Below are 14,090 nucleotides of genomic sequence, written 5' to 3'. Positions count from 1 at the left end.
CGGGGGCACCCCGCCCGCCCGACAGCCGAGAGCGCGCCGCGGAGGGCGTCGGGGAGCCGGGGGCAGGCGCCCCCGGTCGCGGGCAGGGTGCGGGTCGGGGGGCGGCGCCGCGGGCACCCCCTCCACCCCGCCGTGCCGGGCCGCCCCTCCTGCACCTCGCACTCAAGTCCGCAGCTGCGACGCCCCACTGGGCGCCGTCAAGTCCGCAGATGCGACGCCCCGTTGAGGTCGAGCACCGCCCCCGACGACCACTCCGCCTCCGGCGACGCCAGCCACACCACCGCGCCGGCGATCTCCTCCGCCGTCGCCACCCGCCCGAACGGGCTCTGCGCCCGGATCGCCTCGCCCTCCGCGCCGTTCAGCCGGTCCGCGACCCGCTCGGTGCCGAAGAACCCGGGCGCCACGGACGCGACCCCGATGCCGTACGGAGCCAGCGACACCGCCAGCGACTGGCCGAGCGCGTGCACCGCCGCCTTCGTCGCCCCGTACGCCGGGTGGTCCGGCTCCCCGCGGAACGCGCCGCGCGAGCCGATGTTGACGATCCGGCCGCCCGTGCCCTGCTCGATCATGCGCCGGGCCGCGAGGTGGCTGAGGTTGGCCGTGGCGAGCAGGTTGACGGCCACATGGCGCTGCCACACGGCCGTCCACGCGTCGTACGGCGTCTCGGCGAGCGGGTGGCGCTCGTTGACGGCCGCGTTGTTCACCAGCACGTCGACGCCGCCGAGGCTCTCCGCCGCCCGGTCCGCGACGGCGGCGGCGCCCGCCGGGTCGGACAGGTCGCCGCCGACGAGCACATGGCCCGTACCGGGCAGCTCTTCCAGGGTCCGCTCGGCGTCCTCGCGCCGCGAGCCGTAGTGGACGGCGACGTGGTCGCCGCCCGCCGCGAAGGCGTGGGCGACGGCGCGCCCCAGGCCGCGCGACGCGCCGCTGACGAGGACGCGGCGACCGGAGGACGGCAGGCGCGAGGGCTGTCGCGGCAGCGCGTGCTGGGGCAAGGGCATGACGGGTGGCCTCTCGTACGACGGGCACTGTTCAGCCCCCGTTTATACGCGCGCGCGAGCCTGACGCCGAAAACACGTGCCCCGCACGGGCCTCAGGAGGTACGCATGACGATCACCCGCAGGGACTTCGCCAGACACTCCGCGGTCACGGGCGCCTCGGTCGCCCTCGTCGGCAGTGTCGGCGCGCTCGCCACCGCCCCCGGAGCCCTCGCCGCCGACGAACCGGCGGAGACCGGGGGCGCGGGCGACCGGGCGCAGAGCGGGCACGGCCCCGGCTACGGGCCGCTCGTACCCGACCCCAAGGGCATCCTGGCCCTCCCCGCGGGCTTCTCCTACCGGATCGTCACGCACGCGGGCGTCACCCGGCTGGAGTCCGGCGAGTTCACCCCGTCGAAGCACGACGGAACCGGCGCCTTCGAGGGGCCGCGCGGAGTGACCCTGCTCGTGAACAACCACGAGCTCAAGGGCGCGCGGTCCAGGTGGCAGCACCCGGTGCCGCTCGCCGAGGGCCTGGTGTACGACCCGGCCGCGGCCGGCGGCTGCACGGTCGTCGAGGTGCACCGCGGCGGCGAGGTCGCCGAGTGGGTCGGCATCGCGGGCACCTCCACCAACTGCGCGGGCGGCACCACCGGTTGGGGCACCTGGCTGACGTGCGAGGAGAACTCCGACCGGGCCGGCCAGAACGGCATGACCAAGGACCACGGCTACGTCTTCGAGGTCGACCCGTACGACCGCCGCGCCAATCTGGACCCCGAGCCGGTCAAGGCGTTCGGGCGCTTCGACCACGAGGCCGTCGTCATCGACCCGAAGCGCGGCCACGCATACCTCACCGAGGACGACTCGGCGCCCAACGGGCTGCTCTACCGCTGGGTCCCGCCGCACGGCTTCACGCACGGCCGGGGAAAGCTGCGCGGGCTCGCGGACGACGCGGGCACCCTCCAGGCGCCCAAGTGCTTCGACTCCGGCGGGCGGTTCGTCGACGACCTGTCGCGCGCCACGCGCGTCGGCACGGTCTACGGCGTCGACTGGATCGACGTACCGGACCGGGACGGGCGCACGGTCGCGGTGCGCGAGCAGTTCGACGACGGGGACATCACGCGGGCCCGCAAGCTGGAGGGCATGTGGTGGGCCGACGGCGGCGCGTACATCGTCTCGTCGTACGCCCGTGACGAGAGCCCGGGCGAGCCGCACGACGGCCAGGTGTGGTTCTACGACCCCAGGCGCCGCACGCTCACGCTGCAGGTGCTGCTCGGCACGGGCGGGCGGTTCGACGGGCCGGACAACATCACCGTCTCGCCGTACGGCGGTCTGGTCGTGGCGGAGGACGGCGAGGGCGGCCAGTACCTCTTCGGCGCCACGGAGAGCGGCCGTACGTACCCCGTCGCGCGCAACGAGCTGAACGTGGGGACCGAGGCAGAGCCGGAGTACAGCGAGTTCGCCGGGGTGGTCTTCTCCCCGGACGGGAAGACGCTCTACGCCAGTATCCAGGAGCCGGGCGTCATGGTCGCGATCACCGGTCCGTGGCGGCGCCGCCGCCCTCGCTGACGGCGAGGAGCTCGGCCAGGTCCTCCGCGTGCTCCCGGACGAGGTCCGACACCAGTTCCTGCTCCCACCACGGCACGGGAGCGGCGCGCTCCGCGCACCAGGCGAGGGCCTCGGGCATGCTCGGCCGGTCGGCGGGGGCGGTGGCCAGGCAGGCGGCGAGGAAACCGGGCCACTCGGCGCCGGGGACGCCGACGAGGTCGGGGGCGTCGCGCAGGGTCCGCTCGGTCACCTGCTCGGCGCTGCCCGACCCGAACGGGTTGCGTCCCGTACTGGACAGCGCGAGGAGCGCTCCCAGGGCGAACACGTCGGCGGGTGTGTCGGCCCGGCCGCCCGGCGTCAGCTCCTCGGGGGCGACGAAGCCGAGGAAGCCGGTGGCCGCGGGGTCGAGCCCGGCGGAACGGCCGGCGGTGCCGAAGTCGACGATCTTCGGGCCGCGGTGGGTGATCAGGACGTGGGCGGGCTTCAGGTCCAGCAGGGCGGGGCCCGCGCCGTGGATCGCCGAGAGGGCCACGGCGATCGCCGAGCCGAACGTTCCGAGGTCCGCCGGGCCCATCGGTCCCGCCGTGGTGATGGCCTCCACCAGCGGCGGCCCCACGCAGAACTCGGCCGCCAGCCAGGGCTGCCGGTCCTCCGTGCCGGTGTCGAGAACCGTCGCGGTGAAGGGCCCGCGCACGCGCAGCGCGGCGGCCGCCTCGCGACGGAAGCGCTCGCGGAACCGGGGCGCGGCGGTCAGCCGGTCGTGGACCGTTTTGAGGGCGACCAGCCGCCCGGCGGGATCCCGTGCCAGGTGCACACGGCCGGTACCGCCCTCACCGATCAGCGAGACGATGCGGTACTCCGCGCGCTCGGCCATGCCGTGGTCCCTCCGGTCGTACGCGATCGTGATCGTGACCCAGTGTCCCGGACGCCGAGTGCGACGCGTCCGGCGGCCGTGCGGTTGCGGTCGGTGCGAGAACCACCCGGTTCCCGGCCGCGCCCGCCGGCGAATTCCCGTCGCCCCGCCAGGAAACTCCGGGGACAGGGACACCGGATTTCCGGTGGCGGCCGGCTTGTGGATTCCCGGCGCCGCGCCGGGCCTGTCCGTCGCGCCGTGGGCGGCTTGTGGCGGGCGAGTCCATGGGCTCTGAGCAGCGGTTCAATCCGGAGCCGCACGTCCGGACGTCCTCCGGCGCGCGTTCGGCAGCCGCGATTACCGCGTGAATACGAGGCTATTCGCGAACGCTCACCGGAGTGCTCCCGGCGTTCTTTAAGCCCGTGACCGCCAATTTCGTTTCACCGCAAAGTCCTTGCGGAACGGGCACGTGTGTTCGTCGGCGGTGGCGGTCGGTCCGCGCCCGACGGGGGAGCGCGTCGGCCGGCCCGGCGGCGGCGAAGATTCCGGTCTTCCCCGTGAATTTTCGCCGGTACCGGGCCGGTCACGCTCCGTGCGCAACGCCTGCCCCGCACACGTCCGGTGGCCTTGCGGGCCAGGCGTTTCGCGCGGTGCCGCCGTCGCCGCCGGACGGGGGTGCCGACCGGCCCCGGGTGAAGTGATCATGGACGGGCATGGCGTGGGGGCCTCGCGGGGCGCATACTCTCAACTAATGACAAAGTCAGCCGGAGCCCGGCGCTACCTGCCGTCCAGTCCCTTCAACGTCCCCGCCGCGGACGCCCCCCCGATCGAGGTCTTCGAGGTGGGCGACCGGGTTTCGCATGATCAGTTCGGACTCGGGAGGGTCGTCGCCGTCGAAGGCGAGGCGGCCGTTCTCATCGACTTCGCAGGGCGGCAGGGCCGCATCCTGAGCCCCTTCACCAAGCTGACCAAGCTCTAGTCCCTCCCGCGCGCGAGCGTTAGAGGGCTTGGGCTGCCGGCTTGACCATGCCGCGAACGGTGCGACTCTTCACGAAGTCGCCCATCGCGGTCATTTCCCATTCTCCAGAGAACTGCCTGATCAACTTCGCCATCATCACCCCCGTCTGCGGCTCGGCGCCCGTCAGGTCGAAGCGGACCAGTTCCTCACCGGTCGCCGCGTCCAGCAGTCGGCAGTAGGCCTTGGCCACCTCGGTGAACTTCTGTCCCGTGAAGGAGTTCACCGTGAACACCAGGCCCGTCGCCTCCGGGGGGATCCGGCCGAGGTCGACGGTGATGACCTCGTCGTCGCCCGCGCCCTCGCCGGTCAGGTTGTCACCGGAGTGCTTGACCGCGCCGTTCAGGATCGACAGCTTGCCGAAGTAGCAGCTGTCGAGGTGCTTGCGCGTCCCGTCGTACGCGATGACGGACGCGTCCAGGTCGATGTCCTTGCCGCGGAACGCCGGCTCCCAGCCGAGGCCCATCTTGACCTGGGAGAGCAGCGGACGGCCGCCCTTGACCAGCGAGACCGTCTGGTTCTTCTGGAGGCTGACCCGGCCCTTGTCCAGGTTGACCTTGCCGCTCGCGGCGGGGGGCGCGGGCGGGGCGGCGGGGGCCGCAGGGGCGGCCGGGGCCGCGGCGACCCGCGGGTCGGCCACCGGGGGCGCCGCGGGGGCCTGTGCGGGCGCGGGAGCGGCCGGGGCGGCCGCGGGCTCCTCCTCCACCGAGACGCCGAAGTCCGTCGCGATGCCGGCCAGCCCGTTGGCGTAACCCTGGCCGACCGCGCGCACCTTCCACGCGCCGTTGCGGAGGTAGATCTCCACGACCACGAGCGCCGTCTCGGAGCCGAGCTGCGGCGGGGTGAACGTCGCGATGGCGGCGCCGTCGTCGGCGCCGCGCACCGTGGCGGTGGGCTCGATGCCCTGGAAGGTCTGCCCGGCGGCGTCCGGGCTCGCCGTGACCACGATCTTCTCGATGCCCGGCGGGACCGCCGAGGTGTCCACCACGATCGCGTCGGGGGCGGTGCCGCCGCCGGAGCGGTACGTGACGCCGGGGCCGGCCGGCTGGTTGTAGAAGATGAAGTCGTCGTCCGAGCGGACCTTGCCGTCGGCGGTGAGCAGCAGGCCCGATACGTCGAGCCGCACGGGGGCGGCAACGTCCACGGCCACGCGGGCGGTGGGGAGCGGAATGTTCGAGCCGGGGGTCATTGCGGTCATGCCAAAGCTAACGACCGAGGCCGCTTTGCCGTTCCCTCACCCGTCACCCGTTGCGCGGGTGATTTCTCGCCGCCCGCTCGTTGCCGTGTTTGTACGCCCCCGTCCAGCGGGCCATGACCAGCTGCTCGTCGCCGGCCCCGGCCTGGGCGAGGAACTTCTCCGCCCGGGCGCCCCGCAGGGTGCCGGCCGGCCGCCCCTGGTGGGTGATGGCGACGCTGCCGTCGTTGAACCGCTCGTAACGGAATCCGTGAGGTCTGGGCATGGGCGGCATCATGCCCGCCGCCCGGCCGCCCGTCGCGTGATTTTCAGTGGGGCCACCGGGGCGGGTCGGTGCAGAACGGGCCGCCCAGGTGGGCGTGCTCCGGGTGGGACGGGTCGAGTTCGCCCTGGTCCGCGATGAGCTTCTCGGCGTACTGCTCGGAGTCGTCCCGCGGCTCGTACCCGATGGCCCGCGCGGACGACAGGTCCCACCACAGGCGGGTGTTGGCGGAGGATCCGTAGACGACGGTGTGGCCCACGTCCTCGGCGGTGAGCGCGGCGTGCAGGAGGCGGGCGCCGTCCCCGGGGCTCAGCCATACGGACAGCATCCGTACGGACGTGGGCTCCATGAACAGGGAGCCGATCCGGACCGACACGGTCTCGAGGCCGTGCAGGTCCCAGTAGAGCTGGGCCAGGTCCTCGCCGAAGGCCTTGGAGAGGCCGTAGAAGGTGTCGGGGCGGTGCGGGGTCCCAGCGGGGATCAGGGGCGCGCCCCGGGCGGGGACAGGGGTGAAGCCGACCGCGTGGTTGGACGAGGCGAAGACGATCCGCCGGACACCCTCCGCGCGGGCCGCCTCGTAGAGGTTGTACGTCCCCTCGATGTTGGCGCGCAGGATCTTTTCGAAGGGGGCCTCCAGCGAGATGCCCGCCAGGTGGATGACGGCGTCGACGCCGCGCACGGCCTCGCGCAGCGCCTCCTTGTCCGCCAGGTCGGCGGTGATCGCGTCCGGTTCGCCGTCGAGGGGCGTCGCGTCGAAGAGGCGCAGGGTGTAGCCGTACGCCGGAAGCAGGCCGCGCATCAGAGTGCCGACGCCTCCTGCGGCGCCGGTCAGCAGGACGGTGCGGGGTGCGGGCATCGGCGCTCTCCTCGAGGCAGGTATGTATGTGTGGACCACATTCACATGCGTGGACACGCTAAGGAGAGACGCGAACCCCGTCAAGTGTCGCGCGACGGCCCGCGATCCGCCTCCCTCTTGAGGTTTCTCGTCTTGACCGCCCCCCGGTGGCTGCTTTAGCGTGACGGCGTTCAGGGATATAGACACGGATCATAATTGTGCACGCACAGGGAGCGCCCGTGACCTCAGCCCCGCTCGCCGGCCGACTCGACGGCCTGCTCTTCTTCCCCGTCACCGCGTACGGGCCGGACGGCGCCCTCGACATCGACGCCTTTCGCGCCCATGTACGCGCCGGCATCGAGGACGGCGCGGCCGCCGTCTTCGCCTGCTGCGGCACCGGTGAGTTCCACGCCCTGACAGCGGAGGAATTCCGCGTCTGCGTGGCCGCCGCCGTCGACGAGGCGGCCGGCCGGGTCCCCGTCGTCGCGGGAGCCGGCTACGGCACGGCGCTCGCCGTCCAGTACGCGCGGATCGCCGAGGAGGCGGGCGCCGACGGCCTGCTCGCCATGCCCCCGTACCTCGTCGTCGCCGACCAGCGCGGGCTGCTGCGGCACTACACCGAACTGGCCGCCGCCACCTCGCTCGACGTCATCGTCTACCAGCGCGACAACGCCGTCTTCACCCCCGAGACGGTCGTCGGACTCGCCCGGGTGCCCGGCATCGTCGGGCTCAAGGACGGCCACGGCGACCTCGACCTGATGCAGCGCGTCATCGGCGCCGTCCGCCGCGAGCTGCCGCCCGGCCACCCCTTCCTGTACTTCAACGGCCTGCCCACCGCCGAACTCACCGGCCTCGCCTACCGGGGCATCGGCGTCAGCCTCTATTCCTCCGCCGTCTTCTGCTTCGCCCCCGACATCGCCCTGGCCTTCCACCGGGCCCTCAACACCGGCGACGACGACACCGTCAACCGCCTGCTCGACGGCTTCTACGCCCCGCTCGTCGAACTGCGCGGCCTCGGCCGCGGATACGCCGTCTCGCTCGTCAAGGCCGGGGTGCGGCTCACCGGCCTGGACGTCGGCGGAGTGCGGCCGCCGCTCAGCGAACCCGACCCCGCGCACGTCGAGGCGCTGGCCGAACTGGTGGAGCGCGGCCGCGCCCTGATCGGCGACGCGGGCGACGGCGGTGAGCACGCGTGAGAACCGCCGCCTTCCTCTACCCGTGGGACGTCGTCGGCGACCCGGACGCCGCCGCCCGCATCGCGGACCTGGGCGTCCAGCAGGTCACCCTCGCCTCCGCCTACCACTCGACCCGGGCCCTCACGCCGCGCCACCCCCGCCACCGGGTCGTCACCGCCGAACACGCCGCCGTGCTCTACCCCGCGGACGCGTCCCGCTGGTCGGGCCGCGGCCTTCGGCCGTACGCCGCGGGGGACTGGGCGCCCGGCTCCGACGCGTACGGCGAGGCGGCCGAAGCCCTCGCGGCGGCCGGGCTCGACGTCCACTCCTGGGTGGTCCTCGCGCACAACTCCCGCCTCGGCGCCGAGCATCCGGACACCTCCGTCGTCAACGCGTACGGCGACCGCTATCCCTGGGCGCCCTGCATCGCGCGGCCCGACGTCCGCGCGTACCTCACCGACCTCGCGGCGGAGGCTGGCGTACGCCCCGGGGCGCGCGGCACCGAGCTGGAGTCCTGCGGCTGGTACGGCCTGGCCCATCTGCACGCACACGACAAGACCGCGGGGGTGACGCTCGGGGACGCGGCGCAGTACCTGATGTCGCTCTGCTTCTGCGAGGACTGCCGCACGGGGTACGGCGAACACGGCCTGGCGGCGGACCGGTTGGCGGCGGCGGTGCGCCGGGCGCTCGACCCGGCCTGGGCCGCCGGTTCCACCGACGCGGGATGGCAGGCCGTCGAGAAGCTGATCGGCGCCGACACGGCCGCCGCGACGCTCGCCTGGCGCACCCGGGCCGCCGGTACGCTCCAGGAAGCGGCGGTCGCGGCGGTACGGGCCGCCGCGCCCCCCGGCTTCCAGGTGCTGCTGCACGCCGACCCGGCGGCGTACCGCTGCGGGGCGAACGCGGGGGTCGATCCCCGGCACATCCTCGGGATCGCGGACGGGGTGGTGGTGCCGTGCGCCGGAGGGCCGGAACTGCTCGCGCCGTTCGCGGCGCACCGGCGCCCCGGTGCGGCGACCGTCGTGGCCGCCAATCTCGGCGTCGTCTCGGGGATGGGAGGCAGCCCCGCCACACTCGCCCGGGACGCCGAACGGGCGGCGGCGCTGGGCGCGAGCGAGCTCCGTCTCTACCACGCGGGACTGGCGTCCGACGCCGACCTCGGGCTCGTACGCGCCGCTCTGCGTACGTCGTGAGCGCCGGGGCGCCGCCTCGCCGGCCGGCGCCCCGCCCCACCAGGACCCCCGGCTTGGTTCCCGGTCGGCACGTCCATTAGGTTAGGCGAACCTAACCTGCCTGACCGGACGAGTCAGTGGAATCAAGATGGGGAACAACGTGAGCACCGAGGTCTTCCGGGACGCCTGGGGAATCCCCCATCTCCGCGCCGCCAGCGCACACGAGCTCGCGTTCGCGCAGGGCCGCAACGCCGCCACCGACCGCGCCTGGCAGATCGAGGTCGAGCGGCACCGCTCCCTGGGCACCACCGCCGCCTTCCTCGGCGCCGACAGCGTCGGCTGGGACGTCTTCGCCCGCCGGTCGCGGCTGGACGACACCGCCCGGCGCTGCTTCCGCGCCCTCGACGCGGGCACCGCCGCCTGGATCACGCGGTACGTCGACGGGGTCAACGCCGGTCTTGCCGAGGGCGCCCGCCGCGCACCGGAGTTCGCCGCCACCGGGCTCACCCCCGGGACGTGGGAGCCGTGGACGCCGCTCGGGATCTGGCTGTCCACGCACATCCTCTTCGCCGGTTTCCCCACCAAGCTGTGGCGCGACGAGGTCGCCCGCAGGCTCGGCGAGGAGGCGATCACCCTGTTCGCCACCGACGGCCCCGGCACCTCCGGCAGCAACGGCTGGCTGGTCACCGGCGAGCGCACGGCCACCGGCGCGCCGCTGATCGCGGGCGATCCGCACCGGTTCATCGAGGACCCGGGCGTCTACCAGCAGGTACGGCTCGCCTGCCCCGAATACGACGTCGTCGGCCTCGCCGTGCCCGGCGTCCCCGGCATCGCCCACTTCGGCCACACCTCCACCGTGGCGTGGGCGATCACCAACGCCATGGCCGACTACCAGGACCTCTACCGCGAGCAGCTGCGGCGCACCCCCGACGGCTCCGGCGTCGAGGCGCTGGGCCCCGACGGCTGGCGGCCCGCCGCCGTCCACACGGAGACCGTCGAGGTGGCGGGCGGCGACCCGGTCCGGACGGAGGTCGTCGAGACCGAGCGCGGCCCCGTCGTCGTCGGCGGCCCCGGCGAGGCCCTGACCATCAGCCTGCGCTGCCCGGCGCGCGTGTACGAGAACCTCGGCTTCGACGCGCTGCCCGCGCTGCTCAGGGCGCGCACCGTCGCCGACGTGGACCGGGCCTTCGAGCGCTGGGTCGAGCCCGTCAACGTCGTCCAGGCGGCGGACACCGAGGGCGGCCTGCTGCACCGGGTCGCGGGCCGCGTGCCCCTGCGCCACCGGGACAACGGGCTGCGCGTCGTACCGGCCTGGGAAGAGGCGCACACCTGGCGCGGTGATCACGGACCGCTGCCCCGCGCCGGCGTGGAGGGCGTCGCGGTGATGGCCAACCAGCGGGGCCTGGCCGCGCCGCTCGGCGTCGAGTTCGCCCCGCCGTACCGCGCGGACCGCATCGGGCAGCTGCTCGCCGGGTCGGACGCGTGGACCGCCGGCGAGATGGCGGACGTCCACACCGACACGTACCTCGCGTCCGCCCGGCCGCTGCTGGAGCTGGCCGCCGGCCTCGAAGGGCTCAGCGCGCCGGCGGCCGCGCTGCGGGACCGGCTGCTGCGCTGGGACCGGCGGATGGAGGCCGGCAGCACGGACGCAACGGCGTACGCCGCCGTGCGCACGGAGGTGGTCCGGCGGATCGCCGCCCACCCGGAGCTGGCCGCGCTGACCGAGCCGGTGGCGGACCCGGCGTACCCCGGCGTCTTCCTGCCGTGGCTCCACCTCACCTCGCGCGTCGGCTTCGCCCTGGAGACCCTCCTGACGACCGGTCTGCTGCCCGGAATCGACCGGCCGGCCGTCGTGGCGGCGGCCGTCGAGGCGGTCGCGGCGACGGACGCGGCGCCGGTGGCCTGGGGCGACGTACACCGTCTCGCGCCGTGGCAGGCCCTGCCCTCCGCGCCGCCCGGTGGGTGGCCGGGGGTGGCCGGGGACCACGACTGCGTGCTGTCCACGTCCAGCGTCCCCGGCGTCACCGACCGCTGCGCGCGCGGACCGGCCGCCCGCTACGTCTGGGACCTCGCGCGACGCGAGGACAGCCTGTGGGTGGTGCCGCTCGGCGCGTCCGGCGTCCCGGACGACCCGCACCACCGCGACCAACTGCCCTTGTGGCTGCGGGGCGAACTCGTTCCCGTGACCACCGACTGGAACCGTCTGACCAAGGAGTCCCGATGACCACGCCCCCGACGAGCACCGCGGCGACCGTCTACGAGCGGAGGATCGACGGCTTCGGCACGGTCCGCCTCGTCCCCGTCGACCCGGGCCGCGACGCCCCGCTGCTGCACGGCTGGGTCACCGAGGAGCGGGCCCGGTTCTGGGGCATGACGGAGGCGAGCGTCGAACAGGTCGAGGAGATCTACGCGCACCTGGACTCCCTCACCACGCACCACGGCTACCTGGTGCTGCGGGACGGCGCGCCCGTCGCACTCTTCCAGACGTACGACCCCGAGGCCGACCGCGTCAGCGAGTGCTACGACGCCCGGCCGGGGGACTTCGGGGTGCACATCCTCGTCGCGCCCGCCGGCGGGAGCGCCCCGGAGCACGGATTCACCGCGTGCCTGCTGACCGTGCTGATCGACTTCGTGTTCTCGGACCCGGAGCACCTGCGCATCGTGGCCGAGCCGGACGCGCGCAACGCCAAGGCGGTGGCGCTGCTGGAACGGGCCGGGTTCGAGCTCGGCCCGGAGATCGTGATGCCGGAGATCGACCTGCCGGAGGTCTTCCTGCCGGAGAAGCGCGCGCGACTGGCCTTCCTGACGCGCGCGGAGTCTGCGGTGTGACGGTGTGACGGTGTCACGGGCGTCACGGGCACGGCGGGCGTGACCGTTGCGGCGGCGTTCGAGGCGTCTGCGGTGTGACCGGCGCGGGGGGCGGGAAGGGGCGTGCGGCGCACCGATGAGTTCCCGGCCCCCCGGCGGTCTCCACTGCGCAGGCATTCGTCCGCCCACCGGAGGCAGCACCATGACCGTCCGCGACACCACGCCCGCCACGCCGCCCGGCCCCGACTTCGCGCCGGTCGCCCGCCAGATCGCCCGACTGGCCGAGGCGGTCGGGGACGACCGGCTCTCCGACCCCACGCCCTGCGAGAAGTACGCCGTGCACCACCTTCTCGCCCACCTCGTCGGGTTGGCCACGGCCTTCCGCGACGCGGCGGCCAAGCGGCTCGGGCCCACGACCGACACGGCGCCCGACGGCGCCGCCCCCGTACTCGACGACGACTGGCGCACCGTCCTCCCGCGGCGGCTCGACGAGCTCGTCGCCGCCTGGCGCGACTCCGCCGCCTGGCAGGGCATGACGCGCGCGGGCGGCGTCACGCTGCCCGGCGAGGTCGCGGGGCGGGTCGCCCTCAACGAGCTGGTCGTCCACGGGTGGGACCTGGCCCGCGCCCTCGGCCGGCCGTACGCCCCGGACGCCGCCGCCCTCCGGTCGTCGTACGAGCTGCTGGAGCCCACGGACGACACGCCGGGCGAGGACGCGATCTTCGGGCCTCCCGTCGACGTGCCGCCGGACGCGCCGCTCCTCGACCGTGTCGTCGGGCGTGCGGGCCGCAATCCGGCCTGGACCGCCGGGTGAGGGGCCGGGAGCGGTCCGGGGAGGCGCTGTCATGACGGCGGTCAGCCCGCCCAGCGCCCGGTCAGGAACACCACGGCGAGCACGGTGGACAGGGGCGCCACCACGCACAGGTACGCGCTGCGGATCCAGGGGCGGCGCAGGCTCCACGCGGCGAGCAGCACCCACATCGGCCACCACAGGAGGGTGGCGCGGGGGACGGACGTGTACCAGTACGAGGTGCCGAGGGCCCAGAGGCTGAGCCCGACGTAGACCGCCTCCGGCCAGGCGCGCCGCCTGAGCAGTACCGCCACGAGGATGACGCCGGCGACCATGGCGAGCAGTTCCGCCTGGAACATCGCGGCGTAACCGGTGGACTGGGTGTGTCCGAAGGCGGCCTTCCAGGTGTTCTGCCACGCCTCCCACGGGGCGTGGAAGTCGCGGTACCAGCCGCGCTCCTGGGCGTGGTTCCACGCCATCCAGTCGCCGGTGTGCGTGTGCAGGAACCAGGTGTACGCGGCGGGCGGCAGCGCGGGCAGCGCGATCCACGGGACCCATCGCCACTGCGCGCGGAGGTCCGTCGCGGCGACGAAGTGCACCGCGATCGCCGCCGCGAGGAACAGCCCGCTGACCCGCACTCCGGTGGCGAGGCAGGCCAGGACGCCCGCGAGCGCCCAGGCGTGGCGCCGGGCGGCGAGCCAGGCCGGCAGGGCGAGGGCGAGGAAGAGCGACTCGGTGTAGCCGGCGGCCAGGAAAACCGCGCAGGGGGAGAGGAGGAAGAACAGCACGGCGCGCTGGCCGGGGTGGCCGTCGGCGCGCACGTGCGAGCGGGCGACGCGGGCGAGGGCGAGGACGGCCACGGCCCCCGAGACGAACGAGATGAGCAGGCCGGCGAGGGTCCAGTCGGGGACCACGACGTGCACGGCGCGCAGGACCAGGGGGAAGCCGGGGAAGAACGCCTCCCTGTTGTCCCAGCCGTCCGTACCCGGCCCCGCGCCGCCCGGGAAGTAGCCCTCCCGCGCTATGTGCAGGTAGTGCCACCAGTCCCACTGGTCCCACGAGGACAGGGCCGGCCGTACGTCGCGGGCCTCGCGGTCGCCGGCGAAGAGCCAGCGCGTGCAATAGGCGGTGGTCCAGACGCCGGCACGGGTGAGGACGTACAGCAGCAGGACGTTCCGGTCGTCGGACCCGAGCCCGAGCCGCCCGAGCCGCCGGCGTCCCGTCGGTCGCGGTCCTGGCCGCCCGAGCCCGAGTCCGAGCCGTCGGCGGCCGGGCCCCGGACCGCCTTCGGCGTCTCTTCCGGACGCGGGGTTACGGGCGGGCTGTGCGGGGGGCCGCAAGGGGATCGCGGTGGCCATGGTCGTACTCCTGGGCGGGCATCGGGCATGCGGGATCGCCCTGCGGCGCGTCGGCGATGCGGCGAGCAGGGGCAGGGGCAGGGGCGGCCGGCGGGGCGCGGT

Annotated in this window: 13 protein-coding genes; 7 read left to right on the top strand and 6 right to left on the bottom strand. The window is 74.3% G+C overall.

From position 1 onward, the window contains the following. Window positions 1-197: 197 nt before the first annotated feature. Window positions 198-1,001: an SDR family NAD(P)-dependent oxidoreductase gene (locus tag AC07FK_RS05385; RefSeq protein ID WP_479102782.1), complete on the bottom strand. Its 804-nt coding sequence runs from the start codon at window positions 999-1,001 to the stop codon at window positions 198-200. Between the two features lie 105 nt (window positions 1,002-1,106). Here AC07FK_RS05385 and AC07FK_RS05380 point away from each other — a divergent pair, with 105 nt between their 5' ends. Beyond that, a complete protein-coding gene (locus AC07FK_RS05380; RefSeq protein WP_479102780.1) occupies window positions 1,107-2,546 on the top strand; it encodes an alkaline phosphatase PhoX in 1,440 nt (479 codons plus the stop codon). Here the strand turns inward: AC07FK_RS05380 and AC07FK_RS05375 are convergent. Continuing rightward, window positions 2,512-3,399, bottom strand: a complete 888-nt coding sequence (locus AC07FK_RS05375) for a protein kinase domain-containing protein (RefSeq protein ID WP_479102778.1) — start codon at window positions 3,397-3,399, stop codon at window positions 2,512-2,514. The genes AC07FK_RS05380 and AC07FK_RS05375 overlap by 35 nt on opposite strands. Before the next feature lie 730 nt (window positions 3,400-4,129). On the opposite strand from AC07FK_RS05375, the gene AC07FK_RS05370 reads away from it, so the two are divergent. Next, entirely contained in the window at window positions 4,130-4,357 is a 228-nt protein-coding gene (locus AC07FK_RS05370) for a hypothetical protein (RefSeq protein ID WP_138898319.1), read from the top strand. Window positions 4,358-4,376: 19 nt separating this feature from the next. Here AC07FK_RS05370 and AC07FK_RS05365 read toward each other — a convergent pair whose 3' ends face one another. From AC07FK_RS05365 to AC07FK_RS05355, 3 genes are read right to left on the bottom strand one after another with little or no spacing between them, the layout of a single operon-like run. Then, window positions 4,377-5,591, bottom strand: a complete 1,215-nt coding sequence (locus tag AC07FK_RS05365) for a TerD family protein (RefSeq protein WP_479102776.1) — start codon at window positions 5,589-5,591, stop codon at window positions 4,377-4,379. A 43-nt stretch (window positions 5,592-5,634) separates the two neighbouring features. Beyond that, window positions 5,635-5,853, bottom strand: coding sequence for a hypothetical protein (locus AC07FK_RS05360; RefSeq protein WP_479102774.1), 219 nt, complete (start codon window positions 5,851-5,853; stop codon window positions 5,635-5,637). A 43-nt stretch (window positions 5,854-5,896) separates the two neighbouring features. Further along, entirely contained in the window at window positions 5,897-6,706 is an 810-nt protein-coding gene (locus tag AC07FK_RS05355) for an NAD-dependent epimerase/dehydratase family protein (protein WP_479102772.1), read from the bottom strand. 218 nt (window positions 6,707-6,924) lie between these two features. Here AC07FK_RS05355 and AC07FK_RS05350 point away from each other — a divergent pair, with 218 nt between their 5' ends. From AC07FK_RS05350 to AC07FK_RS05330, 5 genes are all read left to right on the top strand, one after another. Next, the gene (locus tag AC07FK_RS05350) at window positions 6,925-7,881 is read left to right on the top strand and encodes a 5-dehydro-4-deoxyglucarate dehydratase (protein ID WP_479102771.1); all 957 of its coding nucleotides are present in this window, start codon (window positions 6,925-6,927) and stop codon (window positions 7,879-7,881) included. Further along, entirely contained in the window at window positions 7,878-9,053 is a 1,176-nt protein-coding gene (locus tag AC07FK_RS05345; RefSeq protein ID WP_479102770.1) for a hypothetical protein, read from the top strand. Before AC07FK_RS05350 ends, AC07FK_RS05345 begins: the two co-directional genes overlap by 4 nt. A 139-nt stretch (window positions 9,054-9,192) precedes the next feature. Then, on the top strand, window positions 9,193-11,256 hold the full coding sequence (locus AC07FK_RS05340; RefSeq protein ID WP_479103894.1) for a penicillin acylase family protein: 2,064 nt from the start codon (window positions 9,193-9,195) through the stop codon (window positions 11,254-11,256). Next, a complete protein-coding gene (locus AC07FK_RS05335; protein WP_479102768.1) occupies window positions 11,253-11,861 on the top strand; it encodes a GNAT family N-acetyltransferase in 609 nt (202 codons plus the stop codon). Before AC07FK_RS05340 ends, AC07FK_RS05335 begins: the two co-directional genes overlap by 4 nt. A gap of 181 nt (window positions 11,862-12,042) precedes the next feature. After that, window positions 12,043-12,654 (top strand): TIGR03086 family metal-binding protein, encoded by a 612-nt coding sequence (locus tag AC07FK_RS05330; RefSeq protein WP_479102766.1) that lies wholly within the window; start codon window positions 12,043-12,045, stop codon window positions 12,652-12,654. A 41-nt stretch (window positions 12,655-12,695) separates the two neighbouring features. Here the strand turns inward: AC07FK_RS05330 and AC07FK_RS05325 are convergent, their stop codons facing one another. Continuing rightward, window positions 12,696-13,988: a mannosyltransferase family protein gene (locus AC07FK_RS05325; protein ID WP_479102764.1), complete on the bottom strand. Its 1,293-nt coding sequence runs from the start codon at window positions 13,986-13,988 to the stop codon at window positions 12,696-12,698. Window positions 13,989-14,090 lie beyond the last annotated feature (102 nt).

The organism is Streptomyces sp. NPDC046122, from assembly GCF_056429965.1.
The sequence above is the reverse complement of the archived record's forward strand: the minus strand, read 5'-3'. Positions and strand labels throughout refer to the sequence as shown.

What these genes read in the sequence shown, in the direction of transcription:
- AC07FK_RS05385 (WP_479102782.1), bottom strand. Translation starts at nt 1,001, where the DNA reads ATGCCCTTGCCCCAGCACGCGCTGCCGCGACAGCCCTCGCGCCTGCCG.
- AC07FK_RS05380 (WP_479102780.1), top strand. Translation starts at nt 1,107, where the DNA reads ATGACGATCACCCGCAGGGACTTCGCCAGACACTCCGCGGTCACGGGC.
- AC07FK_RS05375 (WP_479102778.1), bottom strand. Translation starts at nt 3,399, where the DNA reads ATGGCCGAGCGCGCGGAGTACCGCATCGTCTCGCTGATCGGTGAGGGC.
- AC07FK_RS05370 (WP_138898319.1), top strand. Translation starts at nt 4,130, where the DNA reads ATGACAAAGTCAGCCGGAGCCCGGCGCTACCTGCCGTCCAGTCCCTTC.
- AC07FK_RS05365 (WP_479102776.1), bottom strand. Translation starts at nt 5,591, where the DNA reads ATGACCGCAATGACCCCCGGCTCGAACATTCCGCTCCCCACCGCCCGC.
- AC07FK_RS05360 (WP_479102774.1), bottom strand. Translation starts at nt 5,853, where the DNA reads ATGCCCAGACCTCACGGATTCCGTTACGAGCGGTTCAACGACGGCAGC.
- AC07FK_RS05355 (WP_479102772.1), bottom strand. Translation starts at nt 6,706, where the DNA reads ATGCCCGCACCCCGCACCGTCCTGCTGACCGGCGCCGCAGGAGGCGTC.
- AC07FK_RS05335 (WP_479102768.1), top strand. Translation starts at nt 11,253, where the DNA reads ATGACCACGCCCCCGACGAGCACCGCGGCGACCGTCTACGAGCGGAGG.
- AC07FK_RS05330 (WP_479102766.1), top strand. Translation starts at nt 12,043, where the DNA reads ATGACCGTCCGCGACACCACGCCCGCCACGCCGCCCGGCCCCGACTTC.
- AC07FK_RS05325 (WP_479102764.1), bottom strand. Translation starts at nt 13,988, where the DNA reads ATGGCCACCGCGATCCCCTTGCGGCCCCCCGCACAGCCCGCCCGTAAC.